This is a genomic window from Sphingopyxis sp. LARHCG72 (assembly GCF_052871675.1).
This window is the reverse complement of record NZ_JBIXJU010000006.1, coordinates 1-24,900: the sequence shown is the minus strand read 5'-3', so window position 1 is coordinate 24,900 and position 24,900 is coordinate 1. Positions and strand designations below refer to the sequence as shown.

Below are 24,900 nucleotides of genomic sequence, written 5' to 3'. Positions count from 1 at the left end.
GACCTCCCTCACAGCGCGAGCGCCAGTTGCTCGGGCGGAGGCGCGAAACGCGCCCGCAGATCGGCGCAGTCGGTAAGCTTTCCCGGCCGCCAGTCGAGAGTGACGACGAAGGGCAGGACCTTCTTCACCGACGCGGTCAATTTCGCGAGATCGCCAAGGCGCAGTTTGCCCAGCCGCCGCGCCGCGACGATCCGGTCGACCGCGCGTGTCCCAAGGCCCGGCACACGCAGCAGCAACTCACGCGGCGCGCGGTTGATGTCGACCGGAAACGCCTCGCGCCGGGTCAGCGCCCACGCCAGCTTAGGATCGATGGCAAGGTCGAGCATCCCGCCGCTCGCGCCCTCCATGATCTCGGCGCGCTCGAAGCCGTAGAAGCGTAACAGCCAGTCTGCCTGATACAGCCGATGCTCGCGCATCAGCGGCGGACGCACCGGCGGCAGGTCGTGGCTTGCGTCGGGGATCGGGCTGTACGCCGAATAATAGACGCGGCGAAGCCGGTAGCCCGAATAAAGGTTCGTTGCAGTCTTCAATATGTCGTCGTCGCGCGCCGCGTCGGCGCCGACGATCATCTGCGTCGATTGTCCCGCGGGCGCGAAGCGCGGCGGCATCGCCTTGCCGATCAGCCGGCTTTTCGCCGCTTCGAGCGCATCCTCCGCGCCGACGCGCACCGACGCCATCGTCTTGCGGATCGTTTCGGGTTTTTTCTCGGGTGCGAAGCTTTGCAATCCCGCCTCGGTCGGCAGTTCGACATTGGTCGAGAGGCGATCGGCGTAAAGCCCCGCGAGCGCGATCAGCCCGGGGTCGGCCCCCGCGATCGTTTTCAGATGGATATAGCCGGCAAAGCGATGCTCTTCGCGCAGGATGCGCGCGACTTCGACGAGCTGCTCCATCGTATAATCTTCGGACCGGATGATCCCCGACGACAGGAACAGCCCCTCGATATAGTTGCGCTTGTAGAAATCGAGCGTCAGCCGGACAACTTCCTGCGGATTGAACCTTGCCCGCGGCACGTTGCTCGACGCGCGGTTGATGCAGAAACGGCAGTCGTAGATGCAGAAGTTGGTGAGCAGGATCTTGAGCAGCGAGATGCAGCGGCCGTCTGGGGCATAGCTGTGGCAGATGCCCATCCCCTCGGTCGATCCGATCCCCTTGCTCGCCACCGAATCGCGCTTGACCGTCCCCGACGACGCGCAGGACGCATCATATTTGGCAGCATCGGCGAGGATGCTCAGCTTTTCCAGAATCGGCTTTGCGGACATATCCCATGGCTAGCACAGGAACATATTGAGAACAAATATAGTGGGCGCGCTTATGCTTCGCGCCACCGCGCAGGCATCGCGATTTCGCATACGAGGCCGCCCGGTTCCCAGTGGCGCTCGATCGTGCCGCCTAGGTTGTTGCGCACGCTGCGTTCCATCAGCATCGTGCCAAAGCTCGTCCGGTCGGGCGCGGCAACGCCGCTTGCGCCGGTCTCGGTCCAGGTCAGGCGGAACATCCGCGGCTCGCTGCCTTCGGGATCTTGCGTCCAGCGGACATCGACGCTGCCACCCTCGTTGGTCAGCGCGCCATGCTTGACCGCGTTCGTCGCGAGTTCGTTGAAGGTCAGCGCCATCGCGACGAGCGCGTTTTCGGGGAGCAGCAGGTCGGGGCCCGACCAGCGGATGCGCGGAAAGGCCGCCTCGACCTCGCGCATCAGCGCGTGCATCGACCCGGTCATGAAATTGGCGCCGAGCAGGACATTCTGTGCGCGGTTGAGCGCGTCGAGCCGGCTGTTGATCCGCTCGACATAATCCTCGACATCGCGCGCGGCATGGCGGGTCAGCGAGATGATCGCGCTGACCGTCGCGAACAGGTTGCGCATCCGGTGGTGCAGTTCGCGCATCAACAGGTTGGCATTTTCCTGCCGGCTCTTTTGTTCGGTGATGTCGATACTGACCCCGGTCAGCCGCGCCTCGTCCAGCCACACGTCCCAGTCGCCGCGCGAAGCGATCCAGCGCACGCCGCGTTCGGGATGCTGGATACGGTGCTCGACCGAATAGGGGTTGCCGCCCGCGCGCGATTCTTCCAGCGCCGCGATCACCCGCTCGCGATCGTCGGGCGGCATGCGCGCGAGCACATCGTCGGCCGTCATCAACGCGCTTTCATAATCGGCGCCGAACAGTTCGGCGACCGCGCCGTGCCAGTACATCGCGCCGATCTTCGGGTCGAGCTGCCACGTCGCGATCCCCGAAAAATCGAGGGCGCGCTCGAGCATCCGCTGCGCCTCGTCACGCTCGGCGACGACCCGGCGCAGGTCGGCCTCCGCCATCACGATCCCGGCGAAATCGCCGAGGCGCTCGAGCTCGACGTCGGTCAACGCCGCGCGCTGCTCGCGATCGATCAGGCACAGGCTGCCGAGGATCGTGCCATTATAGGCGCGCAGAGGCACCCCGGCATAAAAGCGGATATGGGGTTCGCCGGTCACCAGCGGATTGTCCCGGAAACGCGGATCGCCCAGCACGTCGGTCACGATGACCGGCCGGTCTTCGGCGATGACATATTGGCAAAAGCTCATCTCGCGCGGCGTTTCGGTGGTGTCGAGGCCGTAGGCGGATTTGAACCACTGGCGGCAATCGTCGACGAGCGACACCAGCGCGATCGGCACATCATAGAGGTCGGCAGCCATTTTTGTGACCCGATCGAAGGCGGCCTCGGGCGGCGTGTCCATGATGCGATATTCGCGAAGCGTGTCGAGACGCAGCCGCTCCGCCCTTGCCCCCTCCTCGTCTCGCCCGTCCGCCAACTGCCGTCCCTCGCTATGGTTCGATGCCGCCGATGCTGCATCGCTCATTCCCCCGGGGCGCTGCTCTGCCATGAATATGGTCCCTACAAAAGCATCGTCGCAGCGCACAGAAAAAGTGGTGACATTCCACTTGCTTACGCCGCATTCCAGTCGCGTCCCGGCTGACTCTACGCACTAGGGCGCGACAAGTTGCAGCGATTGGTCCCGCTTTTCCGTGCCAAGGCCGGGAACCGACCTGCGCGGGGACGCGTATGACTGGTTCAAGAGGGAAGGATCATACATGACATTGGGTGAGGAAATTCGCGGACATCTCCCCTATCTGCGCCGCTACGCGCGCGCCTTGACGGGCAGCCAGCAACATGGCGACAATTTCGTCCACACGACCCTCGAAGTGATCGTCGCGGCGCCCGACGAGTTCCACAACGGCAACAGCACCCGCATCGACCTCTACCGTAATTTCCACCGCATCTGGGAAAGCGCCTATATCGACGATGGCGAAGGCAGCGACGACGGCGAACACCCGCTCGTGCGCGCCGCGAACCAGCGCCTTGCCCAGATCACGCCGCTGGGCCGGCAAATCCTGTTGCTCACCGCGCTCGAAGGATTTTCGGTCGAAGAGGCCGGCCTGATCACCGGCACCGACGGCCCGACGGTCGAGACATTGCTGGCCGATGCGGTTGGCGAGCTCGATCGCGAATCGCGCACCTCGGTGCTGATCATCGAGGACGAACCGCTGATCGCCATGGAACTCGAGCAGATCGTGCGCGACCTCGGCCACCGCGTTGCCGGGATTGCGACGACGCACGAGGATGCGGTCGCGGCCTTCGAGGATACCGACGCCGGACTCGTCCTCGCCGACATCCAGCTCGCCGACGGCTCCTCGGGGATCGATGCGGTGCAGGACATTTTGGCGATCGCGCCGGTGCCGGCGATCTTCATCACCGCCTTCCCCGAAAAATTGCTCACGGGCGGGCGCGTCGAACCGACGTTCCTGATTTCGAAGCCGTTCCGCGAAAACACCGTGCGCGCGGCGATCAGCCAAAGCCTGTTGTTCACGCCGCAGCTCGCGGCATAAGCGACAATCAGGGCGCGGAAAGCATCACCTCGGCCGCTTTCCGTTCGGGCGACTCATAAGGACCGAACAACACCGGATACAGCAGCCTGCGCGCGAGATCGGGCTGGCCCTGCCGGACCAGCTCGGTCCCGAGCGCAAGCCGGGAAGCGGGGGCTGCGGGGACAAGACGGATGGCTTTCGCCATCGCGGCCATCGCCTCCTCCGGCACGCGTTCGCCTGCCTTGGTGTAGCTTTCGAAATAGGCGATCAGCGGCAAGGGAGCATCGCCGTCGCGCGTGATCGCGCGTTCGAGCGCCTCGCGCGCCCGGCGCAGTCCATCAGGCCGCGCCGCCGCCTCGCCCGCGAGCGCCGCTTCGGTCAACGCCACCCCCTTCCAGCCGAGCGCCCGCGCATCGTCGGGCGCCTGTTCGAGAACGCTATCCGCCGCCGCGAGGCACGCCTGATAGCGCTGGCCCCGGCATTCGCGCTCCGCAAAAAGCAGCCCCGCCTCGCTATCGTGACCCGGCACGCCGGCCGCACCGCGCGAAGGCAGCCCAACGCTCGCCTCGAGCATCGCCGCGCTGGCCAGCGAGAGGGTTGTGATCGACGGCTCCTGTATCGGCGCCGCGCCCGGTTCGGTGCGCGCATAAGTCAGCTCGTCGCGGTTGGCATAGCTCGATATCTCGCGCCGCAATTTGCGCATGTCGCCGAAGACCCCGGCGGCTTCGGCCATCGGCACGCCCTGATGCACCGCAGTCATATAGCGCTGGAACTGCGCGCGCCGTTCGGGCTTCAGGTCGGAATAGACGAAATAATGGACGAGCAGCGCCGCGTGAAAGGGCGTCCATTCCATCTGCGCCGACGGCGCCTCCAGATAGCGGCCGGTCAGCACTTCGGAGGCGTTCAGCCGTCCGTAGGACCGGAAGATCTGCCGGTTCGCGAGCGAGACTTTTGCATAGTCGAGCGCCCCGTTGCGCCGCATCTTGACCGTCGAGAACAGCGCCCCGACCCCGTCGAGATACCAGCGCGGATAACCGGCCGGGAGGTAATTCAGGACGAAATGCTGGGCATAGGCCGAAAACAACACCGCCTCCCACGGCCGCGCGGCCGGCGCCGGCCGGTTCGCCACCTCGGCGCACGTCTTCTCGGCCAGCAACAGGTCGGGGCCCATTTCGTCGCAAAAGGCGTCGCGGGCCTTCGATGTGTCGAGGTCGATGACCTGGTCGGCGCGCGGCAGGATGAGCACCGCGCCGTCGCTCCGCGGGTCATAATAGCGCTGTCCGGCAAAGGGCGGCACATAGGGGCCTTCTTCGGCCCGCAGGCTGCGAAGCGCCATGGCGCGATAGGCGGGCACCGAATCGATCAATATGATCCGGAGCTTAGCGGTTTCGCCCGCCTGCACATCCGGGCCGTAAAGGCGCACCATCAGCTGGTGAAGCCGTTCGACGTCGGTCGCCGCGCGCCTCAGTTCGGCCTCGCCGCCATCGCTGAACATCAGGACGTGCTCGCTTTCGGCACGTTTCCAGTCGCTGCGCCCTTCGCGCCGCGCTTCGACGACGATCTGCTCCTTGCCGGTCTGGGCCTGCTCCGGACTCGCGGCGCCGGCCTGCCCGGCTTCGGCGTGCGCGGCCACCGGGGACAGCGCGAGCGCAAAGGCGATCAGCGATCGCGGGAAAAGACGCATCGGGGCGGGGCCACCACGCATAAGATCATCCCTATCATGCCGACCGGCGAAGCGATTGCCTGTCCGAAGCCCCGAGCGTTTCAATCGGGTGGCGGCGCCCCACCGGTAAGCTGGTCGACATTGTCCATGATCGTGCGAAAGGCCTCGCTCGACGGCATCGCATCGGTGCTGCGCCGCGGCATTTCGCCGCTGTCCAATATCGCCTGCAGCGCCGCGCGGCCGCGCGACACGCGACTTTTCATCGTGCCGACCGCGCAACCGCAGATCGCCGCGCCTTCCTCATAGGATAATTGCCCGGCACCGATCAGCACCAGCGCCTCGCGCTGGTCGACGGGGAGCATCATCAGCGCGCGCTGCACATCGGCAAGGTGCAGGCTGTCGTCCTGGTCGTCGGGCGCGACGAGCAGCCGCTCGGCCGCCATCTCGTCATATTCGGCGGTGAATTTCTTGCGCCGCATCTGCGACAGGAAACAGTTGCGCAGGATGACGAAAGCCCAGCTTTTCATGCTGGCGGGGCCCGGCACATATTGCGCGCGCGCCTTCCACGCCTTCAGCATCGTTTCCTGCACCAGGTCGTCGGCAAGATCGGCGTTGCCCGTCAGGCTGCGGCCAAATGCGCGCAGGTGTGGCAGCATCGCCGCCAATTCCTGCTTGAAGCGGGCATCGTCGAGCGGTTGGGGCGTTTCGTCGCTAGTCACACAGTCCTGATCGGTTGGGCGCCCTGAAACGCCGCTGAACGGAGGACAGGCTTAGCGGGTTGAATCCATTATGGGAACCGAAAGCGCACCCAAAAAGGCAGCAACCGGCCCCGACCCACCGCGGCGTTGTGCTTTTGCGGCAACACGGCTCGTCGAAAAAACCAGTAGGCTGGGAACCCGCGGCCGTTTTCGTCGTTGCTCCGACATGGCTACGCAAGGCAACAATAGGATGAACGGCAAGGGCACCCCGCACCCGATCACCGATGCCCCGCATCGGAAGCAGGGGAGTTTCCCCGGCACGAATGGCGACCAGTGGCACCGCACGCTGACCGGCCGGCAGGCGCCGGAGCCGGTGAGTGCGAAACTGCGCATGATTTACGGCAACATCGTCGCCGAACAGCTGCCCGACAATATGCTCGACCTTCTTTCCCAGCTCGATCAGAAAAGTTCGAAGCAATAATGACCGAAACCACCGCTGCGTCGCAGCCGCAGGCCGACACCCTGTCGGACAGCGAATTCAAGACGCTGCTGGCCGGCGTCATTCCCCATCTGCGCGCCTATGGCCGCAGCCTGTCGGGCAATCCCGACCTCGCCGACGACCTGACGCAGGACACGATGGTCAAGGCGTGGGCATCGCGCGAACGGTTCGAGCGCGGAACATCGATCAAGGCGTGGACGTTCGTCATCCTGCGCAACACCTTCCTGTCGCAGATGCGCCGCAACAAGTTCGTCGGCGAATATGACGAAACCGCGGTCGAACGCACCATGTCGACCCCGGCGAGCCAGGAAGACAGCGGCGAGATGGCCGACCTCCAGCGCGGATTGATGGAATTGCCGCAGGACCAGCGCGAGGCGCTGATCCTCGTCGGCGCCGGGGGACTCTCGTACGAAGAGGCGGCGAGTATCTGCGACTGCGCGCTCGGCACGATGAAAAGCCGCGTCTCGCGCGCGCGCGCGGCGCTCGAGGAGATCATGAACAGCGGCCAGTTTTCGCAGAAGCGCGCCGACGCGCCGCCGTCGAGCGAAGCGGTCGATGCGATCATGGACAGCGTCGAGACGATCACCGCGCGGCGCGAGGCGGCGAGCCGTTAAGCCCCTCGACTTTGGTGCGTAGCGGGGGCAAAACAGGGCATCCCTCCCCAGCAAAGCGAGCCCTTTCCGATGCAAAACCTGCCGCCCCTCGCCCTGATCGCCGTGCTCGCCGTCGCGGCCTGCTCGGCGCCCGCTGCGACCGAAGCAGCCCCGGCCGATACAGCAAAGCTCGACGCCTCGGGCGCGCAACCCGCGACGCCGCTCGCCGATGCGCCCTTCACGGTGCAGGAGATCGCGAGCTTCAACGAGCCCTGGGCGATGACCTTTGTCCCCGGCACGCGCGCGGCGCTGATCACCGAGCGATCGGGCAAGCTCAAACTCTGGCAGGAAAGCGGTCCGACGCTCGACGTCGCGGGCGTCCCGGCGGTCGCCTATGGCGGCCAGGGCGGGTTCGGCGACGTCATCGTCGCGCCCGATTTCGCGACCAGCGGCACCATCTACCTGAGCTGGGCCGAGGCCGGCCCCGGCAAGACCTATGGCGCGGTCGTCGGCAAAGCAAAGCTCAAGCAGGGCGCCGCGCCCGCGCTCGAAGGGCTCCAGATCATCTGGAAGCAGGATCCCAAGGTAACGGGCCAAGGCCATTATTCGCACCGCCTCGCCTTTTCGCCCGACGGCAAATATCTGTTCATCGGCTCGGGCGAACGCCAGAAATTCGATCCCGCGCAGGATATGAAGGCCAATCTGGGCAAGGTCCTGCGCCTCAACCCCGACGGCAGCGTCCCCGCCGATAATCCCTTCGCCAATCGGAGCGGGGTGACCGCGCAAATCTGGTCGCGCGGCCACCGCAACATCCTCGGCCTCGCCTTCGACGGCGCCGGCAAGCTCTGGAACCAGGAAATGGGGCCGAAGGGTGGCGACGAGGTCAACCTTGTCGAGGCGAAGGCCAATTACGGCTATCCGATCGTGTCGAACGGCGACCATTATGACGGCAAGGATATTCCCGACCACCCGACGCGCCCCGAATTCGCGGCGCCGAAGCTGTGGTGGAACCCGTCGGTCTCGCCCGGCGGTCTCGCCTTCTATGGCGCCGACCTGTATCCCGGCTGGAAGAACAGCCTGTTGATGGGCGCGCTTTCGGGCGAAGGTCTGATCCGCATGGCGATCGACGGCGACACGCTCCACAAGTCCGACCGCTGGGATTTCGGCCAGCGCATCCGCGAGGTCGAGGTCCGCGACGACGGTTCGGTCTGGCTGCTCACCGACGGCGAGAACGGCAAGCTGGTGAAGCTCGTCCCGAAGAAGTAAAGCCCGCCGCATGCTCCGCGGTTTCCTCACCCGCCGCGCCGAATGGCCCGCGCGCATTCCCGATCCCGACGCCCTGCCGCCGCTCAAGCTGCTGTGGCGCGAGATCGGGTCGCTGGCGCGCGCGATGTCGGGCCGCATTCGTCCGATGCCGCCCGAACCCAATCCCGACAGCGCGCATCCGCCCGTCATGGTCTTGCCCGGCTTCCTGTCGGGCGACTGGGCGACCAAGGGTCTGCGCGCCGACCTCCGCCGCGCGGGCTTTCGCTGCTATGCCTGGGGTCTCGGCTTCAACCGGGGCGCGACCGCCGACATCATCGACCGCATCGATGTGCGTGTGCAGTGGATCATCGACCGCACCGGCTATGCCCCCGCGCTGGTGGGGTGGTCGCTCGGCGGCATTTATGCCCGCGAATATGCCAAGCATCATCCGGGCAAGGTCGCGCGCGTAGTGACGCTCGGCTCGCCTTTTTCGGGCAGCCGCCGGGCCAACCGCGCGTGGCGCCTCTATCACCTCGTCGCACGCCACCCTGTCGACAATCCGCCGATCGACTTCCATCCCGCGCCGCGTCCCGAAATGCCGACCTTCGCGCTCTGGTCGAAGCACGACGGCGTCGTCGCGGTGAGCAGCGCGCGCGGGCTGCCGCACGAAAGCGACCGGCAGGTCGAGGTCGACTGCGGCCATATGGGTTTCGCCTACGCCCCCACCTCGGTCGCCGCGATCGTCAAGGTGCTAACCGAGGAAGTCGCGAGCGACGCGGCGGCCGATCAGCACACGTCGATGCGATAGGCCGGCGACGCGCGCCAGCTCATGAGCATCCGGCCCGGCCTTTTCCCCGCGCGCCCCGTCGAAACGAAACCGATACGGCGCAACAGCGCGCGCGACGGCTCATTCTCCGGGTGGCATTCGGCGACGATCGAGCAGCCGGGGCGCGACGATGCGAGCGCAACGACCACCGCGCGCACGGCTTCGCTCGCGATGCCCTTGCCCCGGACGCGCGCCGCAAACCAGTAACCGATCTCATATTCGTCGCCCGTGCGGCGATGGACGCCGATCACGCCGTTGAGGTCGAGGCCGCTTTCGTCGCGTACCGCATGAAAGACGTCGCCGCCGCCCGATCCCGCGATCAGCGCGCGCGCGTCGGCTTCGGTGAAGGGCGCGGGAAGGAAATGGACCCGCGAGGTCACCGTCTCGTCGGTGATCGCGGACAGGGCGCGCGCATCATCGGCAAAGAGCGGCGTGATGCGGCAATGGTCGGTCGACAGGGCAAGCAAAGTATCGGTCATGTCGCGTCTTCTTCAAAAAGCGCGCGCCGCGGCCGGGGGGTCAGTGGTCAGATGATGTAATGACAACCATTCGCCTTCCGGTCACGGCGGCGATGGTCACAGGTGATGCCATGCCGCTCCTATGTAAAGGAGCGCCAATACGCCTTGAATCGGGTGGATCGGTCGTTGGTCATCGCCGGCGTGGCTAACGCCTCCGCCGCCCGTGGTCAATCCCGCGTCTTGACGATCGCGTATCACGCACTATGTAAAGTTACATGAAACGCGACAGCCGACTCTCGGGCGTACTCCACGTCCTTCTCCATATGGCCGAACAGGGCGAACCGATGACATCCGAGCAGCTCGCGAAGGCGATGCAGACACATCCCGTCGTGATCCGCCGTATCCTCGGGGGCCTCCGCGATGCGGGGTTTGTCCACAGCGAAAAGGGCCATGGCGGCGGCTGGACGATCGCAAAGGACCTTGCCGACATCACGATGCGCGACGTCTATGATGCGATCGGGCGCCCCGGCCTGATGGCAATGGGCAACCGCACCGAGGCGCCCGGTTGCCTCGTCGAACAGGCGGTCAACGCCGCGCTCGACACCGGCTTTCGCGAGGCCGAGGCGCTGCTGCTCGCACGCTTCGGCGAGGTGACGCTCGCCGCGCTCGCCGCCGATTTCCACGCGCGCATGATCGCGCGATCGACCTCCCCCACCGCACAGGAGCATATCCATGGCTGAAGGCGCCCAGCATTTTCTCGACAGCTTCAAGGATCCAGAGGCTGTCGCGCGCTATACCGAAGGCCCGCGCCGCTTCGTCCCCGGCCTCGACGGACTCCACCGCATGACGGGGCTGCTGCTCGCCGAACGCGTGCCCGCCGACGCACATATCCTCGTCCTCGGCGCGGGCGGCGGCAGCGAGATGAAGGCAATGGCAGAGGCGCATGCCGGCTGGCGCTTCACCGGGGTCGACCCCGCGGGGCCGATGCTCGATCTGGCCGCCGATGTGATGGGTCCGAACGCCCGCCGCGCCGAGCTGATCGAAGGCTATATCGACGACGCTCCCGCCGGCCCCTTCGATGGCGCGACCTGCCTTCTCACGCTCCATTTTCTTGACATCGAGGAGCGTATCCGCACCGCTGCGGAAATCCGCAAACGGCTGAAACCCGGCGCACCATTCGTCGCTGCGCACGGCAGCTTCCCGCAAGGCCCGGACGAACGCGATCGCTGGCTCGATCGCTACGCATCCTATGCTATCGCTTCAGGCGGCGATCCCGAACAGGTAGCCAAGGGCCGCGAAGCCGTCGCGACGCACGTGGCGATGCTGAGCCCCGAAGCCGACGAAGAGGTGCTGCGCGCCGCAGGCTTCTCTGGCGTCGAGCAATTCTACGCTGCCTTCACCTGGCGCGGGTGGGTCGGCTATGCCTGATCGTCACCTTCCGGAACGAAACCTCTATCCCACCGCGCGGTCGCGCCCTTCCCAATAGGGCGCGCGGAGTTCGCGGCGGAGTACCTTGCCCGACGGATTGCGCGGCAGCGCGTCGATGAATTCGACGCTCTTCGGAATCTTGTACGCCGCGATCCGTGTCCGCGCCCACGCGACGACATCGGCGGGGTCGAGCGTCGCGCCCGCGGCAGGCACGATCAGCGCCTTGACGCTTTCGCCCCATTTGTCGTCGGGCACGCCGATCACCGCGACGTCGGCGACCCCGGGGCAGCCCATGATCGCGCCCTCGACCTCGGCCGGATAGACATTCTCGCCGCCCGAAACGATCATGTCCTTGATGCGGTCGTGGACATAATAGAATCCGTCGGCGTCGCGATAACCGACGTCGCCGGTGTGGAGCCAGTCGCCCGCGAGCGTCTCTTCGGTCGCCGCAGCGCGGTTCCAGTACCCTTTCATGACGATGCCGCCGCGGATCGCGATCTCGCCGATCTCGCCTTCGCCCAGCTCGCGCCCATCGCCGCCGAGGATCGCCATCGCGGCGCCGGGCCAGGGCTTGCCGCACGATGTGAGCTTGCCCGGCAGGTCGTGCGCGCTCGGCGACAGGTAGGAACCGCCGCCGGCGGATTCGGTCATGCCGTAGAATTGCACGAAATCGCAGCCGAAGGTGGCGCGCGCGCGGCGCAGCACATCCTCGGCGATCGGCGAGGCGCCATAGGCGATCGATTTGAGGTGCGGATAGGCCCCCTCGTCCGCGGCGGGCTGGAGCAGCATCATCTGGATCATCGCGGGCGCGAGGAAGGCGTGCGCGACATTCTCCTCGCGCATCATGCGCACCGCGTCGGCGGCGGTGAAATCCTTGACGAGCACGAGCCGCCCGCCCTGCGCCAGCCCCGAAAAGCTGACGTTCGTGCCCGCGACGTGGAACAGCGGCATGACGATCATCACCGTCTCGTCCTCGCCATAGGCGAAGCCGTCGACCTCGGTCGCGGCCTCGAGGAAGGTGCGGTAATTGGCGTTGGTGAGCACGACGCCCTTCGGCAGTCCGGTCGTCCCGCTGGTGTAGAGCTGGAGCACGTCGTCGGTGAGTTGCGGCGCATCGGCAAGCGGCGCTTCGGACGCGGTGCCGAGCCAGGCATCGAACGCCTCGAACGCCGGATGTTCGCCGTACAGCGCGATCAGGCGCGGTGGCGCGGCCAGATCCGCAATCGCCGTAAGCGCGCAATCGAAGAAGTCCTCGCCGACGAACAGCAATTTCGGTGCGGCATCGCCGAGGATGAAGCCGATCTCGGCGGGCGCGAGGCGGCAGTTGATGGGCGCGAAACAGGCGCGTGCCCGCGCGGTGCCGAAGAAGAGCGGATACCAGCTGTCGTGGTTCTTGGTCAGCGCCGAGATGCGGTCGCCAGGCGCGACGCCCGCCGCGACCAGCGCGTGCGCGACGCGATTCGACCGCGCATCGAGCTCGGCAAAACTCGTCTCGCGCGTCCCGAACTTCACCGCGGTCGCCTGTCCCCGCGCGCGCGCCTGCGCCGCCGGAATATCCGCCAGCGTCCGGATGGCGTCCAGATCGATCATTTTGCTCTCCCGTCCGTCGTTTCGACTTGAATTAGATAGAATACTAAGCAAATGTTTGGCCAGCCCAAAAATTCGAGAGGAATGGCCTTGTTCGACCACCCCATATTGCCCACGACGATCGTCGGAAGCTACCCCCAGCCCGATTGGCTGATCGACCGCGAGCGACTGAAGGCCAGCCTGCCCCCGCGCGTGCGTGCCGAAACGCTGTGGCGTGTCCCCGAACCCTGGCTCGCCGACGCGCAGGAAGCGGCGACCCTGATGGCGATCCGCGATCAGGAAGAGCTGGGCATCGATATCGTCGGCGACGGCGAAATGCGCCGCGAAAGCTATTCGAACCGGCTCGCCACCGCATTGTCGGGGATCGATACCGAGAAGCACGGAACCGCGATCGACCGCACCGGCAACGCCAACCCCGTGCCGCTCGTGTCGGGTCCGATCCGCCGCGTCGCGCCGATCGAGGCGCAGGATGCCGCCTTCCTCCGCCGTCATTCGACGCGGCCGGTGAAGCTCACCCTGCCCGGCCCCTTCACGATGACGCAGCAGGCCGAGAATGGCTATTACCCCGACCTGCGATCGCTCGCGATGGATTATGCCGACGCGGTGAACGCCGAGGTGAAGGATTTGTTCGCGGCGGGGGTCGACGTGGTCCAGCTCGACGAGCCCTATTTGCAGGCGCGCGCCGCCGAAGCGAACAGCTATGCGATCGAGGCGATCAACCGTGCGCTCGACGGCGTCGGCGGGACGACCGCGCTCCACATCTGCTTCGGCTATGCGATGGTGCACCATGGCGCGGGCGCGACGGGGCCGAAACCCAAGGCGTACGACTTCCTCGCCGAACTCGAAGCGTCGGCGATCGACGTGATCTCGATCGAGGCGGCGCAGCCGGGTCTCGATCCCGCAATCCTCGCCGAGCTGCCGACAAAGACGATCATGTACGGCGTGCTCGACCTGTCGATCCCCGAAGTCGAGACACCCGAAGTGGTCGCGGGGCGTATCCGCGAGGCGCTGCGCTATGTCGACGCCGAACGCCTGTGGATCGCGCCCGATTGCGGGATGAAATACCACAGCCGCGAGCATAGCCAGGCGAAGCTCAAGGCGATGGTCGACGGCACCGCGCTGGTGCGGGCGGAGCTGAAGTAATCGACGACAATGTTCCCCGGCGAAAGCCGGGGAACATGGAGGGTCAGGCGTCGACGAATGCCGTCAGCAACGGCACCACCAGTTCGGGCGCCTCGACCGTCGGCAGATGCCCCGCGCCCGCAATGACTTCAAGCCGCGCCCCGGGAATCGCATCCGCAATCTCGTCATGATGCGCACGGCTGGTGATGCCGTCCTTCTCGCCCCAGACCAGCAAGGTCGGCACCGCAATCTCGCCGAGCCGCGGGCGGCTGTCGATGCGCGCCATGATCGCGCGCTGCTGCGCGAGGAAGGTGTCGGCGCCGGTATCCGCCGCCATCTGCCGCGCGATGCCGAGCAGGCGCTCGTCGCTGCGCTTTTCCTCGGGAAAGAGGATCGGGATACGCTCCTCGACGACCTGGTCGAAATTGCCGCTTTCGACGAGATCGATATAGCCTTGCCGCCGCGCGGTCTGCGCGGGGCCATCGGCGGAGGCGAGCGTCGAAATCAGCGCGAGCTTCGCAACGCGATCGGGCGCGCGGCGCATCACCTCGAACGCGATAAAGCCGCCCATCGCGTGGCCGACGAGCACGAACTTCGGCGGGGCGTTGTCGAGAAGGCGCTGCGCGAAACCCGCGATCGTGTCGTCGCTGCGGTTGTCGGCGACGATCACCTCGCGGTCACCCCACGCATCGAGCAAGGGTTGCCAGACGGCGTCGGTCAAAAGCTGGCCGGTAATCAGGACAATGGGAAGCGACATTCAGACCACCTGATGCAGAAGGGGTTCGCCGGCAGCGAGGCGGCGGCAATTTTCGTGCGCGACCGTCAGGCTGCGAACGAGGGTTTCGGGGGTGAGCCAGGCGATATGTGGCGCGAGCACAGCGTTCGGCAGGCCGAGCAGCGGATTGCCGCGCGGCAGCGGCTCTTCGGCAAAGACGTCGAGCCCTGCGCCGCGGAGGTGACCCGAGGTCAGCGCGTCGACCAGCTTCGCCTGATCGACCAGTTCGCCGCGCGCGGTGTTCACAAGCACCGCGCCCTTCTTCATCGCGAAGGGGTCGATATTCGCGCGCGTCTCGTTGGTCAGCGGAATGTGCAACGACACGATGTCGCTTTCGGCGAGCAGGCGGTCGAGCGGCCAATATTCATAGGGAACATCGCGCGCGCTGCGCGCGGTATAGACGACCTTGGCGCCGAGCGCCGCGAGGACCGGGGCGAGCAGCCCGGCCGAATGACCGAAACCCACCAGCCCGACCGTCCGGCCCGCAATCTCCCCGACACTGTCGAGTTCGGACGGATCGGCGGTCCACCCCTCGCCCGCGCGGGTACGCGCGTCGAAGAAACAGGTCCGGCGCAGCACCGCCATCATCAGCGACAGCGCCATTTCGGCGACCGCCTGGCTGTTCGTACCGGGCATGTTGCACACCGCGACCTTGTGGTCGCGTGCGGCGTCGAGCGCGATCGTGTTCACCCCGACGCCGAGCTTCTGGATCAGCTTGAGTTTCGGCGCGGAAGCGATGAGTTCGGATGTCACGGGGGTCAGCACATGGAGCAGCGCGGTGATGTCGGGCGCGACCGCATCGAGCGGCTCCGCCTCGTCGACGTGCACGACAACGCCGGGGCCGAAGATCGCATCGACGGCTTCGCGGAAGCCGGGACTGGGGCGGGCGTGGAGGACGATCATGCCGCGACCCGGCCGATCGATCCGGCGAAGGCCGAAAAGCCCGCGAACTCGGCATCCGCGCCCATCGCCTCCTCGATCCGCAGCATCTCGTTCCACTTCGCCATACGCTCCGACCGCGTGAAGCTGCCGACCTTCAATTGCCCGGCGTCCCAGCCGGTCGCGAGATGCGCGATCGTGACATCCTCGCTCTCGCCCGAGCGCGCCGAGACGATCGCGCCCCAACCGCGCGCCACGGCAGCGTCGAGCGCGGCCTTCGCCTCGGTGACGGTGCCGACTTGGTTGACCTTGATCAGCGCGGCGTTGCACACGCCCGCCTCGCCGGCGCGTGCGACGCGCTCGGCATTGGTGACGAGAACATCGTCGCCGATGATCTGGACGCGGTCGCCGATCGCGGCGGTGACGGCGGCCATCGCCGTCCAGTCGTCCTGTCCCGCGGGATCCTCGATCGACAGGATCGGATAGCGACCCGCCCATTCGACGATGCGCGCCGCCATCGCTTCACTCGTCAGACGTCCATCGTCGAGCGCAAGGCTATAGCCCGACGCATCGCCGAGTTCGTTGGCCGCGATGTCGAGCGAGATGAAGACATCCTCGCCCGCGCGGTGCCCGCTCGCCTCGATCGCCTTGGTCAGCGTGTCGAGCGCATCCTCGTTCGAGGCGAAGTTGGGCCACCAGCCGCCCTCGTCGGCGACCCCCGACAACGGCCCCTTTGCTTCCATCAACCTGCCCGCGGCGCGATAGACATCGTCGGTGATTTCGAGCGCGCGGCGGAAGCTGCCCGCCTTCGGGCACATCACCATGAAATCCTGCACGTCGGTGCGACGTCCCGCGTGCGCCCCCCCGCCGAAAATCTGGATTTCGGGCAGCGGCACGCGCACCTTGCGATCCCCGGCGAGATAGCGCCAGAGCGGTTCGCGCGCGTCCGCCGCGGCAGCGTGGAGCACCGCCATCGACACCGCGACAACCGCGTTCGCGCCGAGCCGCGCCTTGTTCGGCGAGCCGTCGAGGTCGCAAAGCGCCGCGTCGACCGCCGCCTGCTCGCGCGCATCCATGCCGGCGATCGCCTGCGCAATCTCCGAGCCGATCCCGGCGACCGCACGATTGACGCCGAAGCCGCCGAACGCTTCGCCGCCATCGCGCAGGTCGATTGCCTCATGCGCACCGCGCGAGGCGCCCGCGGGCGCGATGGCGCGCCCGACCGCGCCCGATTCGAGCACGACCTCGGCCTCGACGGTGGGCCGGCCGCGAGAATCCCAAAGCTGGCGGCCGGTGACGGAGGCGATACGCGAGGTCATGCAAAAGTCCTTTTCCAGTTGGCGACGAGCGCGTCGATCGGCGACGGCGCGAGAATGAGTGTCCGCGCCTGATCGCGCACGACGCGCTTATGTTCGGGGTCGGTGAGATAGGGTGCAGGCGACTTGCCCTCGACGCGCGCGAGGAGCAGCGCCGCGGTGAGCTTGCCCGCGCGGATCAGCAGATCGGCGGCATCCTCCCAATCGATACCCGCGCGATAGGCGGAGACCAGCACGGCGGCCGCCTCATTAAATCGCACATCGCCTGACCAGACCGCCTTGAGCAGCAGGTGCGTCGTGCAGAAAGCGAGGTCGAAGGCCGGGTCGCCATAGACGGCGCATTCGGCGTCGAGGAACACCGGGCCGTCGGCGCTGACGAGGATATTCTTGGGACTGACGTCGCCATGGACGAGCGCGATCTTGCGCGAGGACAGATCGTCGGCAAGCGCCGTCAGCGCGGGCGCCAACTCGCTATCCTGCCGTGCAACATGAAGCAGGAAGGGATCGACGCGGAGCGCGCGAAACATGTCGTCATTGGGGAAGTCTGCGCGGTCGGCGTCGTTAAACGCGGTCGCGGCATGGACGGCGGCAATCCCCTGCCCCACCTGCGCGGCAAAACCGGCATCGACGCGGCCTGCCATCAGCTCGTCCTTCCACACCGGACAGCCGGGCAGAAAGCGCATCGCGAAGGCGTGGCCGGGCAGTTCGGCGAGTACCTCGGGCACGATATGCGGATCGACGCCGCGCGCGCGTTTGAGCCAGCGCACCTCGCTCGTCCCGCGCTCGACGGGGGCGAGCCATTCGGCGGCGACGCGCAGTTGCGGCAGCGGCCGCTTGACGACGATCGGCCCCGAGGGCGTCTCGACCTTCCACACGTCGCACGACACGCCGCCGGTCAGCGGTTCGAGGACGATATCGCCCTCCCCCCCCAACCCGGCGGCGCGCAGTCCTTCGACGATGTCGGCGGGTGCCGTCACGTCACAGCTTCTCCCGGATCCATGCGCCGACGAGGTCGGCGGCGGTCTGACGTTCTTCGATCGAGTCCTCGAAATAATGCGCGCCGGAGATCAATTCGATCCTTTTGTCGGTCGAGCCGAGGAAATCGAAAATCTTGCGCGCGTCGCTCGGAAAAACGCCGGTGTCGGCGGTTCCCTGCACGACGAGCGCGGGCGTGTCGTGCTTGGCGAGGTGCGGCTGGCCCTGGCACGGCGAGGTTTCGAGGCTCCACATGTTGAGCCAGGTCTTGATCGTATTCGCGCGGCCGATGCTCGGCGTGCGGTTGGCGATGGCGGGATCGCCGCGATAGCACCAGTTGGGCTTGCGGTCCGACGGGTCGATCGCCGGATCGACGCAGCGGATATCGCCCCAGCAACGGAACATCGGGAAGATGCGGTCGGGGATGCCCGCCGCGTTGAGCCGCGCGAGCTCGGCCTTCGCCCAGTCGGTGATCCGCTGGTTGCGCGCGCGCTGTCCGGCGCGATATTTCGCGATGAATTCGTCCGAATAGGGCGGGCCGTTGTCGGGATTGAACGGATCGAGTTCGGGGTCGGTCAGCGTCGGGTCATTTTCGTCGATCACCGACGCGTCCATCCAGTCGGTCAGCACTTCGGGGCGCCCCTGATGCGCGTTGAAGCTGATATAAAGGTCGCCCTTGATCAGTTGCGCCAGCGCGTCCTGCCCGACCGAGGGCAGGCGATCGGTCAAGGTCGGCGCGATCGCTTCGGCCTGATAGGCGCCCATCAGCGAGCCGCCGCCCGAGTTGCCGAGGATGACGATCTGCTCGACGCCCGCCACTTCCTTCAGCCATTTCATGCCCACCCCGATGTCGAGGATCGCATGTTCCAGCAAGAACTGGTCCTCGAACCCGCGATAGCGCGTGTTCCAGCCGAGGAAGCCGAAACCCTGCCGCGCGAAATAGGGCGCGATATAATGTTCCTTGAAATCGACATTATAATGGGTGGCGATGATCGCGACCTTCGGCCGCTTGCCCGCCTCGGTCCAATAGATGCCCTGGCACGGATGCCCGCCCGCCTGAATACGCGGCGCGGTCGGCGACGCCAGCCCTACGAATTGCGCGTCCAGTCCTTCGATCCCGTTCGGGTCCATCATCGTCTCTCCTGTTTATGATTATGTCAGCGGGTGACTTCGAAGGGCAGCTCATAGCCCTCCAGCCCCGCGCGGATCGCCTTCTTGTCGATCTTGCCCGTCGGCCCCAGCGGGATATCCGCGACGAACAGCACGTCGTCGGGCATCCACCATTTGGCGATCTTGCCGTCGAGAAAGGATTTGAGATCGTCGGCGGAGGCGCTGGCGCCGGGCTTCAACTGGCAGAGCAGGATCGGCCGCTCGTCCCACTTCGGATGCGCGATCCCGACAACGGCGGCGTTGGCGACCGCCTCATGCCCCATCGCGATATTCTCGATCTCGATCGAGCTGATCCATTCGCCGCCCGACTTCACGACATCCTTCGCGCGGTCGGTGATCTGTATATAGCCTTCGGCGTCGATCGTGCTGACGTCGCCGGTGTCGAAAAAGCCTTCGGCGTCGAGCACGTCACCGCCCTCGCCGCCATAATAGGCGCCCGCGATCGTCGGCCCCTTGACCATCAGCCGCCCCGGCGTCTTGCCGTCGTGCGGCAGCCGGTTGCCCGCATCGTCGACCAGCTTCATATCGAGTCCGCAGAGCAGGCGCCCCTGCTTGAGCTTGTACGTCATCTGCTCGGGCTCGGATTTCGCCGCGACCGAGGCATTGGGCACCGACACGGTGCCGAGCGGCGAGGTTTCGGTCATGCCCCAGCCCTGGATGACGTCGACACCATAATCGTCGCGGAAGGTGCGAATGATCGATTCGGGGCACGCCGACCCGCCGATCGTTACCCGCTCGAGCGTCGTGAAACGCTTCCCATTCTCCTGCATATAGGTGAGCAGCATCTGCCACACGGTCGGCACCGCGGCCGAATAGGTCACGCCCTCCTGCTCGATCAGATTATAGATCGATTCGCCGTCCATCCGCTGGCCCGGCAGCACGAGTTTCGCGCCGACCGCGGGCGCCGAATAGACGACGCCCCACGCATTGGCATGGTACATCGGCACGACGAGCAGCACCGTGTCGCGCGCCGACAGCGCGAGCGCGTCGCGCTGCAACGTCATCAGCGCATGGATATAGTTCGACCGGTGCGAATAGAGCACGCCCTTGGGATTGCCCGTCGTGCCGCTGGTATAGCAAAGCCCGCACGCCGCATTCTCGTCGAACCCGCCCCAGACATATTCGGCGGGCTGCCCGGCGATCCAGTCGTCGAAAGCGGTCGCCGCAAAGCTCGTCTGCGGCATCGACCCGGCGTCGCAGAAAAAGATCACCTTCTCGATCGACGGCACCTGCGGCAGCAACTCGTCGACCAGCTCGGCGGTCGCGGGGTCGGCGATCAGCAGCCGGTCGCCGGCATGGTTCGCGATATAGGCGATCTGTTCGAGGAACAGCCGCGGGTTGAGCGTGTGGAGCACCGCCCCCATCCCCGCCGCACCGTACCATGCGGCCAGATGCCGCGCGCCGTTCCACGCCATCGTCGCGACACGGTCGCCGGACTTGATCCCCTCGGCGGCGAGCGCGTTCGACACGCGCTTCGCATCGGCATGGACGTCGGCGTAGGTCGAACGGGTGACGCGCCCTTCGGCATCGCGCGACACGATCTCGCGCGCGCCGTGCCAGTTCGCCGCATGGTCGAGGATCCGGTCGACCGTCAGCGGCACATTCTGCATCAACCCGTCCATGCGGCCCTCTCTCCGTTCCCGTTACAATAGATAGTATACTAAGTATTTTGCCTTTGCAACGCCGCTCTGCCTTGCTTCGCCCGCGCCGCTCTTCTAGCGTGATCGCGTCGGCACCCCGCCGGCGACAGGGGCATATCATCGCGTCTATGCGCACCAACCAGCTTATCATCGCGCTTTTCCAGCGTTTCTGCTGGCTCGACGAAGGGCTGCAGGCGCGTCTCCACGATCATGGCTGGCCCGACGTCAACCGCCCGCAATCGATGGTGATGACCAATATCGTCAGCGGCATCGTGCGCCCGTCGGATATCGCACGCAACCTCGGCGTGTCGCGGCAGGCGATCCACAGCACGATCAACCAGATGGTCGGGCTGGGTATCGTCCAACTCGAAGTCGACCCCGCCGACCGCCGTCACATGGTCGTGTCGCTGACCGACCTCGGCGCGCAAATGCGCAAGGATGCGCAGCGCTCGATGGACGCGCTCACCGCGCAGATCGCCGCCAAATTGGGGCAGGACAAGTTCGACGACTTGCTCGCCGCGCTCGAAGCCGACTGGGGCGACAATATCGAAGCCGCCGCCCCCGCGCGCCGCGGCGCCTAGACCAGCCTAAGCGGACAGCGCCTTCGCGACCGCCACCAGCCGCGCGGCGGTCATGTCGACCAGCGATGCCGGCAGCGGCTCCTTCAGGCTGCCATCCTCGGCAAAGGCGGCATGCGCATTCGGCACGAGTACCTGCTCGGGGATCACGAGCATCTGGATCGTCGACAAGATCTGGCGGAGGTGCATCAGCCCGCGCAGCCCGCCAAACGGGCTGATCGAAGCCGACATGATCGCCGCCGCCTTGCCGCGATAGGCGGTCAGCGCAACGAGGCTCTCGTCGCCCGTCGGCCGCGACGCCCAGTCGATCGCATTTTTCAGCAGCGGCGACAGCGAGCCATTATATTCGGGCGACACGAAGAGCAGCCCGTCCTGTGCGGCGAACAGCGTCTTGAGCTTCTGCGCGTCGGGCGGGAAATCATTCGCTTCCAGCGCGGCCGAATAGAGCGGCAGGTCGAACGCCGCGAGATCGACCCGCGTCACGCTTGCACCCTGCGCTTCGAGGCGCGCGGCGGCGAGTTCGCCCAATGCGCGGTTGAACGATCCTTCGCGGGTGCTGCCCACGACGACGGCGATGCTGGTCATTTTCCCTCCCGGTCAATATAATTAGAATACTAACCTATTGTCCGGACGCAGGGCAAATTGCAAGCGGTCAGGCCTTGATGTCGGACAGTACCGCCAGCTTGCGCGTTTCGTCGCCGAGATTGTCGATCACGCGGCGCATCAGCCCCTGCAGAACCTCGACTTCCTCGTCGGTCATCCCCTTGGTCGCGATCTCGTGGATCTCGGCGTTCATCGGCGCGAGGATCAGTTCGAGCTTCTTCGCGTGCGGCGTCAGGTGGATGAAGGTCTTGCGCCGGTCGTCGGCGGTCTTCTTCCGCGTGATCAGCCCCGCCTTTTCGAGGCCCTTCAGCGCGACGACCGTCGTCGGTTCGCGCATCCCGACGCGTTCGCTCAGCTCGCGCTGGGTGATGCCGTCCTCGCGCCACAGCTGGCGTAGGAAACGCCATTGTCCCGCCGACACATCATGCGTCAGCGTGCGGCGTTCGAGCAGCCGCGAAAAGGAGCGGAAGACGACGCGCGCCAGATAGCCGATGCTGTTTTCGGGATCGGTGTAATATTCGGCTGGATGCCGGTAATCCTGCGTTTTCTTGGCCAAAACCCTGCTCCCCTGTGGCGGCTCCCGGCGTCGGGCGCGGGTCCGCGCGATAACGAACCTTAGGACGCGAAGATTCGCGCGGCAACCTCCTTCGTCGCCGTTTCGCGCAGCATCTCACGCTCAACCGCGCGATAACGTTGGACAAGATCGTCTCCGGCAATTACTTAGTATGCTAAGTTAAAGGAGGTCTTGTGCAAAAATTCGTTCGGGAGAAGGCGGTCGCGGCGCCCCTGCCACTGACCAATGTCGACACCGACATGATCATTCCGGCGCAATATATGAAAGCGCTCACCCGCTCGGGGCTGGGCCAGCACCTGTTCCAGGCGCTTCGCTTTGCCGGGGACGGCAGCGAACGAAGCGACTTCATCCTCAACCAGCCGGCATGCCGCGCGGCGCGAATCCTGATCGCCGACCGCAATTTCGGTTGCGGGTCGTCGCGCGAACATGCGGTGTGGGCGCTCACCGATTTCGGCATCCGCTGCATTATCGCACCGAGCTTCGGCGATATCTTCGCGGGCAATGCGCGCAAGAACGGTCTGCTGCTGATCCGCCTTCCCGACGAATTATGCGCGCGGCTTCGCGATGAAATCGCGCTCGCCCAATACGCGCCGATCGAGGTCGACCTCGAAGCCGAGCAAATCCGGCTCGCATCGGGCGAAGCGATCGATTTCCAGATCGATCCCGACGACCGCCGCATATTGATGGAGGGACACGACGACATCGCGCGCACGCTGCGCCACGCCGACGCAATCGCGCGCTTCGAAGCGGCGCTTTAAACGAGCATTTCGGGCGCCGCGATACAGCCCGCGATCGCACTCGCCGCGGCGAGCGCCGGGCTCATCAGATGCGTTCGCCCGCCCCGCCCCTGGCGGTTCTCGAAATTGCGGTTCGACGTCGCGGCGCAGCGCTCGCCGGGTTGCAGCCGGTCGGCGTTCATCCCGACGCACATCGAACAGCCCGGCTCGCGCCAGTCGAACCCGGCGTCGCGCAGCACCGCGTCGATCCCCTCCGCCTCGGCCTGTCTTTTGACCAGCCCCGATCCCGGGACGACCATCGCGCGGACATGGGGCGCGACGCGGCGGCCGCGCACGACCGCGGCAACGACGCGCAAATCCTCGATCCGGCTGTTGGTGCAGCTGCCGATGAACACGCGGTCGAGCCGCTGCCCGGCGACCGGCGTCCCCGGCGACAGGTCCATATAGGCGAGCGCGCGCGCGGCGGCGTCGCGCTTCTCGGAATTTTCCAGCGTCGCGGGGTCGGGAACGCATCCGTCGATCGCGACGACCTGCGACGGGTTGGTACCCCAGCTGACCATCGGCCGGATATCGTCCGCATGGGTGCGCAGCTCACGATCGAAGGCTGCGCCATCGTCGCTCGCCAGCGCGTGCCAGCGGACAAGCGCCGCATCCCATGCCGCGCTCACAGGCGCTGCGGGCCGCCCCGCCAGATAGGCGAAGGTCGTCGCATCGGGGGCTACGAGCCCCGCGCGCGCGCCCATTTCGATGCTGAGGTTGCACAGCGTCATCCGCGCTTCCATCGACAGCGCCCTGATCGCCTCGCCGGCATATTCGATGACATGCCCCGTCGCCCCGTCGACCCCGACCATGCCGAGCAGGTGGAGCGCAAGGTCCTTTGCGTGGACGTGCGGCGCAAGCCGCCCGTCGACGGTGATACGCATGTTACGCGACTTGCGCTGGCGGATCGTCTGCGTCGCGAGCACATGCTCGACCTCCGACGTCCCGATCCCGAAAGCGAGCGCGCCGAAGGCGCCGTGCGTCGAGGTATGGCTGTCGCCGCAGACGATCGTCATTCCCGGTTGCGACCGTCCCTGTTCGGGGCCGACGACATGGACGATCCCGCCGCGCGGGTCGCCCATCGGGAAATTTTCGATCCCGAAGGCGCGCGTGTTGTCGACCAGCGCTTCAAGCTGCGCGCGCGCCTCGGCATCGGCGACGCCCGCCGGTCCTGCCGCCTGCCCCGCGGTCGGCACATTATGGTCGGACAGTGCCAGCGCGCGCTGGGGGCGCCGCACTGCGCGTCCCGCAGCGGCAAGCCCCGCGAACGCCTGCGGCGAGGTCACCTCGTGGAGCAGGTGCAGGTCGATATAGAGCAGCGTCTCGCCGTCGTCCTCGGCGACGGCGTGCATATCCCATATCTTATCGTAAAGTGTGCGGGGCCGGGCCATCGAACGGGTCAAAGCTTCCCGATCGTATCTTTTCGCGGCCCCATGAACCCGAAGAGGAAGGCAGCGACTTTGCGCATCTGGATTTCTTCGGCGCCTTCGGTGATGCGGTATCTGCGGTGGTGGCGATAGATATGCTCGAACGGTTTGTGGCGCGAGTATCCGATGCCGCCATGGACCTGCATCGCGCGGTCGGCGGCTTCGCAGCAGAGGCGGTTGGCCCAGTAGTTGCACATGCTGACCTTGTCGGAGAGGGTGCGCTCGACCTGTT

26 protein-coding genes are annotated in these 24,900 nt (G+C 66.2%); 10 read left to right on the top strand and 16 right to left on the bottom strand.

Going from position 1 to position 24,900, the window contains the following annotated elements; genetic code table 11:
• Window positions 1–8 precede the first annotated feature (8 nt).
• Window positions 9–1,259: a putative DNA modification/repair radical SAM protein gene (locus tag ACIPPQ_RS14325; protein WP_446544745.1), complete on the bottom strand. Its 1,251-nt coding sequence runs from the start codon at window positions 1,257–1,259 to the stop codon at window positions 9–11.
• 50 nt (window positions 1,260–1,309) lie between these two features.
• Entirely contained in the window at window positions 1,310–2,854 is a 1,545-nt protein-coding gene (locus tag ACIPPQ_RS14320; RefSeq protein ID WP_446544744.1) for a sensor histidine kinase, read from the bottom strand.
• A 208-nt stretch (window positions 2,855–3,062) separates the two neighbouring features.
• Between ACIPPQ_RS14320 and ACIPPQ_RS14315 the strand changes: the two genes are divergently transcribed.
• A complete protein-coding gene (locus ACIPPQ_RS14315) occupies window positions 3,063–3,857 on the top strand; it encodes a response regulator (RefSeq protein ID WP_446544743.1) in 795 nt (264 codons plus the stop codon).
• A gap of 7 nt (window positions 3,858–3,864) precedes the next feature.
• Here the strand turns inward: ACIPPQ_RS14315 and ACIPPQ_RS14310 are convergent, their stop codons facing one another.
• Together ACIPPQ_RS14310 and ACIPPQ_RS14305 are read right to left on the bottom strand one after the other, a co-directional pair.
• Window positions 3,865–5,541 carry a hypothetical protein gene (locus tag ACIPPQ_RS14310; RefSeq protein ID WP_446544742.1) on the bottom strand — a complete coding sequence of 559 codons (1,677 nt, stop codon included), beginning with the start codon at window positions 5,539–5,541 and terminating at the stop codon, window positions 3,865–3,867.
• Window positions 5,542–5,600: 59 nt separating this feature from the next.
• Window positions 5,601–6,218, bottom strand: a complete 618-nt coding sequence (locus tag ACIPPQ_RS14305) for a sigma-70 family RNA polymerase sigma factor (protein WP_446544741.1) — start codon at window positions 6,216–6,218, stop codon at window positions 5,601–5,603.
• A 229-nt stretch (window positions 6,219–6,447) separates the two neighbouring features.
• Here ACIPPQ_RS14305 and ACIPPQ_RS14300 point away from each other — a divergent pair, with 229 nt between their 5' ends.
• The 4 genes from ACIPPQ_RS14300 (at window position 6,448) to ACIPPQ_RS14285 (ending at window position 9,342) form a co-directional block, all read left to right on the top strand.
• Window positions 6,448–6,678 carry a NepR family anti-sigma factor gene (locus ACIPPQ_RS14300; RefSeq protein WP_446544740.1) on the top strand — a complete coding sequence of 77 codons (231 nt, stop codon included), beginning with the start codon at window positions 6,448–6,450 and terminating at the stop codon, window positions 6,676–6,678.
• On the top strand, window positions 6,678–7,310 hold the full coding sequence (locus ACIPPQ_RS14295) for a sigma-70 family RNA polymerase sigma factor (protein ID WP_327454083.1): 633 nt from the start codon (window positions 6,678–6,680) through the stop codon (window positions 7,308–7,310). The genes ACIPPQ_RS14300 and ACIPPQ_RS14295 overlap by 1 nt, the downstream gene beginning before the upstream one ends.
• A gap of 69 nt (window positions 7,311–7,379) precedes the next feature.
• A complete protein-coding gene (locus tag ACIPPQ_RS14290; protein ID WP_446544739.1) occupies window positions 7,380–8,555 on the top strand; it encodes a PQQ-dependent sugar dehydrogenase in 1,176 nt (391 codons plus the stop codon).
• Between the two features lie 10 nt (window positions 8,556–8,565).
• Window positions 8,566–9,342: an esterase/lipase family protein gene (locus ACIPPQ_RS14285; protein WP_446544738.1), complete on the top strand. Its 777-nt coding sequence runs from the start codon at window positions 8,566–8,568 to the stop codon at window positions 9,340–9,342.
• Here ACIPPQ_RS14285 and ACIPPQ_RS14280 read toward each other — a convergent pair.
• Window positions 9,321–9,839, bottom strand: coding sequence for a GNAT family N-acetyltransferase (locus ACIPPQ_RS14280; protein WP_446544737.1), 519 nt, complete (start codon window positions 9,837–9,839; stop codon window positions 9,321–9,323). The genes ACIPPQ_RS14285 and ACIPPQ_RS14280 overlap by 22 nt on opposite strands.
• A gap of 254 nt (window positions 9,840–10,093) precedes the next feature.
• Here ACIPPQ_RS14280 and ACIPPQ_RS14275 point away from each other — a divergent pair, with 254 nt between their 5' ends.
• Together ACIPPQ_RS14275 and ACIPPQ_RS14270 are read left to right on the top strand one after the other, a co-directional pair.
• Complete coding sequence (locus ACIPPQ_RS14275; protein WP_446544736.1) at window positions 10,094–10,558, top strand: Rrf2 family transcriptional regulator; 465 nt, start codon at window positions 10,094–10,096, stop codon at window positions 10,556–10,558.
• A complete protein-coding gene (locus ACIPPQ_RS14270) occupies window positions 10,551–11,246 on the top strand; it encodes a class I SAM-dependent methyltransferase (RefSeq protein WP_446544735.1) in 696 nt (231 codons plus the stop codon). Before ACIPPQ_RS14275 ends, ACIPPQ_RS14270 begins: the two co-directional genes overlap by 8 nt.
• A 24-nt stretch (window positions 11,247–11,270) precedes the next feature.
• On the opposite strand, the gene ACIPPQ_RS14265 is transcribed toward ACIPPQ_RS14270, so the two are convergent.
• The gene (locus tag ACIPPQ_RS14265; protein ID WP_446544734.1) at window positions 11,271–12,836 is read right to left on the bottom strand and encodes a long-chain-fatty-acid--CoA ligase; all 1,566 of its coding nucleotides are present in this window, start codon (window positions 12,834–12,836) and stop codon (window positions 11,271–11,273) included.
• 51 nt (window positions 12,837–12,887) lie between these two features.
• Here ACIPPQ_RS14265 and ACIPPQ_RS14260 point away from each other — a divergent pair, with 51 nt between their 5' ends.
• A complete protein-coding gene (locus tag ACIPPQ_RS14260; RefSeq protein WP_446544733.1) occupies window positions 12,888–13,976 on the top strand; it encodes a 5-methyltetrahydropteroyltriglutamate--homocysteine methyltransferase in 1,089 nt (362 codons plus the stop codon).
• Window positions 13,977–14,019: 43 nt separating this feature from the next.
• On the opposite strand, the gene ACIPPQ_RS14255 is transcribed toward ACIPPQ_RS14260, so the two are convergent.
• The 6 genes from ACIPPQ_RS14255 to ACIPPQ_RS14230 are packed head-to-tail and all read right to left on the bottom strand — an operon-like array spanning window position 14,020 to window position 20,692.
• The gene (locus tag ACIPPQ_RS14255; protein WP_446544732.1) at window positions 14,020–14,712 is read right to left on the bottom strand and encodes an alpha/beta fold hydrolase; all 693 of its coding nucleotides are present in this window, start codon (window positions 14,710–14,712) and stop codon (window positions 14,020–14,022) included.
• Window positions 14,713–15,633 carry an NAD(P)-dependent oxidoreductase gene (locus ACIPPQ_RS14250; protein WP_446544731.1) on the bottom strand — a complete coding sequence of 307 codons (921 nt, stop codon included), beginning with the start codon at window positions 15,631–15,633 and terminating at the stop codon, window positions 14,713–14,715.
• Window positions 15,630–16,928 (bottom strand): phosphopyruvate hydratase, encoded by a 1,299-nt coding sequence (gene eno, locus ACIPPQ_RS14245; RefSeq protein WP_446544730.1) that lies wholly within the window; start codon window positions 16,926–16,928, stop codon window positions 15,630–15,632. The genes ACIPPQ_RS14250 and eno overlap by 4 nt, the downstream gene beginning before the upstream one ends.
• Window positions 16,925–17,902 carry a phosphotransferase family protein gene (locus ACIPPQ_RS14240; protein ID WP_446544729.1) on the bottom strand — a complete coding sequence of 326 codons (978 nt, stop codon included), beginning with the start codon at window positions 17,900–17,902 and terminating at the stop codon, window positions 16,925–16,927. Before ACIPPQ_RS14240 ends, eno begins: the two co-directional genes overlap by 4 nt.
• Window position 17,903: 1 nt before the next feature.
• Window positions 17,904–19,034: an alpha/beta hydrolase gene (locus ACIPPQ_RS14235; protein WP_446544728.1), complete on the bottom strand. Its 1,131-nt coding sequence runs from the start codon at window positions 19,032–19,034 to the stop codon at window positions 17,904–17,906.
• A 23-nt stretch (window positions 19,035–19,057) separates the two neighbouring features.
• A complete protein-coding gene (locus ACIPPQ_RS14230; protein ID WP_446544727.1) occupies window positions 19,058–20,692 on the bottom strand; it encodes a long-chain-fatty-acid--CoA ligase in 1,635 nt (544 codons plus the stop codon).
• A 146-nt stretch (window positions 20,693–20,838) separates the two neighbouring features.
• On the opposite strand from ACIPPQ_RS14230, the gene ACIPPQ_RS14225 reads away from it, so the two are divergent.
• Window positions 20,839–21,291 carry a MarR family winged helix-turn-helix transcriptional regulator gene (locus tag ACIPPQ_RS14225; protein ID WP_446544726.1) on the top strand — a complete coding sequence of 151 codons (453 nt, stop codon included), beginning with the start codon at window positions 20,839–20,841 and terminating at the stop codon, window positions 21,289–21,291.
• A gap of 6 nt (window positions 21,292–21,297) precedes the next feature.
• Here the strand turns inward: ACIPPQ_RS14225 and ACIPPQ_RS14220 are convergent, their stop codons facing one another.
• Both ACIPPQ_RS14220 and ACIPPQ_RS14215 read right to left on the bottom strand, forming a co-directional pair.
• Window positions 21,298–21,873, bottom strand: coding sequence for an NADPH-dependent FMN reductase (locus ACIPPQ_RS14220; protein ID WP_446544725.1), 576 nt, complete (start codon window positions 21,871–21,873; stop codon window positions 21,298–21,300).
• 67 nt (window positions 21,874–21,940) lie between these two features.
• The gene (locus ACIPPQ_RS14215) at window positions 21,941–22,447 is read right to left on the bottom strand and encodes a MarR family winged helix-turn-helix transcriptional regulator (protein WP_037515957.1); all 507 of its coding nucleotides are present in this window, start codon (window positions 22,445–22,447) and stop codon (window positions 21,941–21,943) included.
• A gap of 191 nt (window positions 22,448–22,638) precedes the next feature.
• Here ACIPPQ_RS14215 and leuD point away from each other — a divergent pair, with 191 nt between their 5' ends.
• Window positions 22,639–23,223: a 3-isopropylmalate dehydratase small subunit gene (gene leuD, locus ACIPPQ_RS14210; protein ID WP_446544724.1), complete on the top strand. Its 585-nt coding sequence runs from the start codon at window positions 22,639–22,641 to the stop codon at window positions 23,221–23,223.
• On the opposite strand, the gene leuC is transcribed toward leuD, so the two are convergent.
• On the bottom strand, window positions 23,220–24,632 hold the full coding sequence (gene leuC / locus ACIPPQ_RS14205) for a 3-isopropylmalate dehydratase large subunit (protein ID WP_446544723.1): 1,413 nt from the start codon (window positions 24,630–24,632) through the stop codon (window positions 23,220–23,222). The genes leuD and leuC overlap by 4 nt on opposite strands.
• A gap of 8 nt (window positions 24,633–24,640) precedes the next feature.
• The coding region (locus tag ACIPPQ_RS14200; protein ID WP_446544722.1) for an acyl-CoA dehydrogenase family protein at window positions 24,641–24,900 on the bottom strand (260 nt) is incomplete at its 5' end.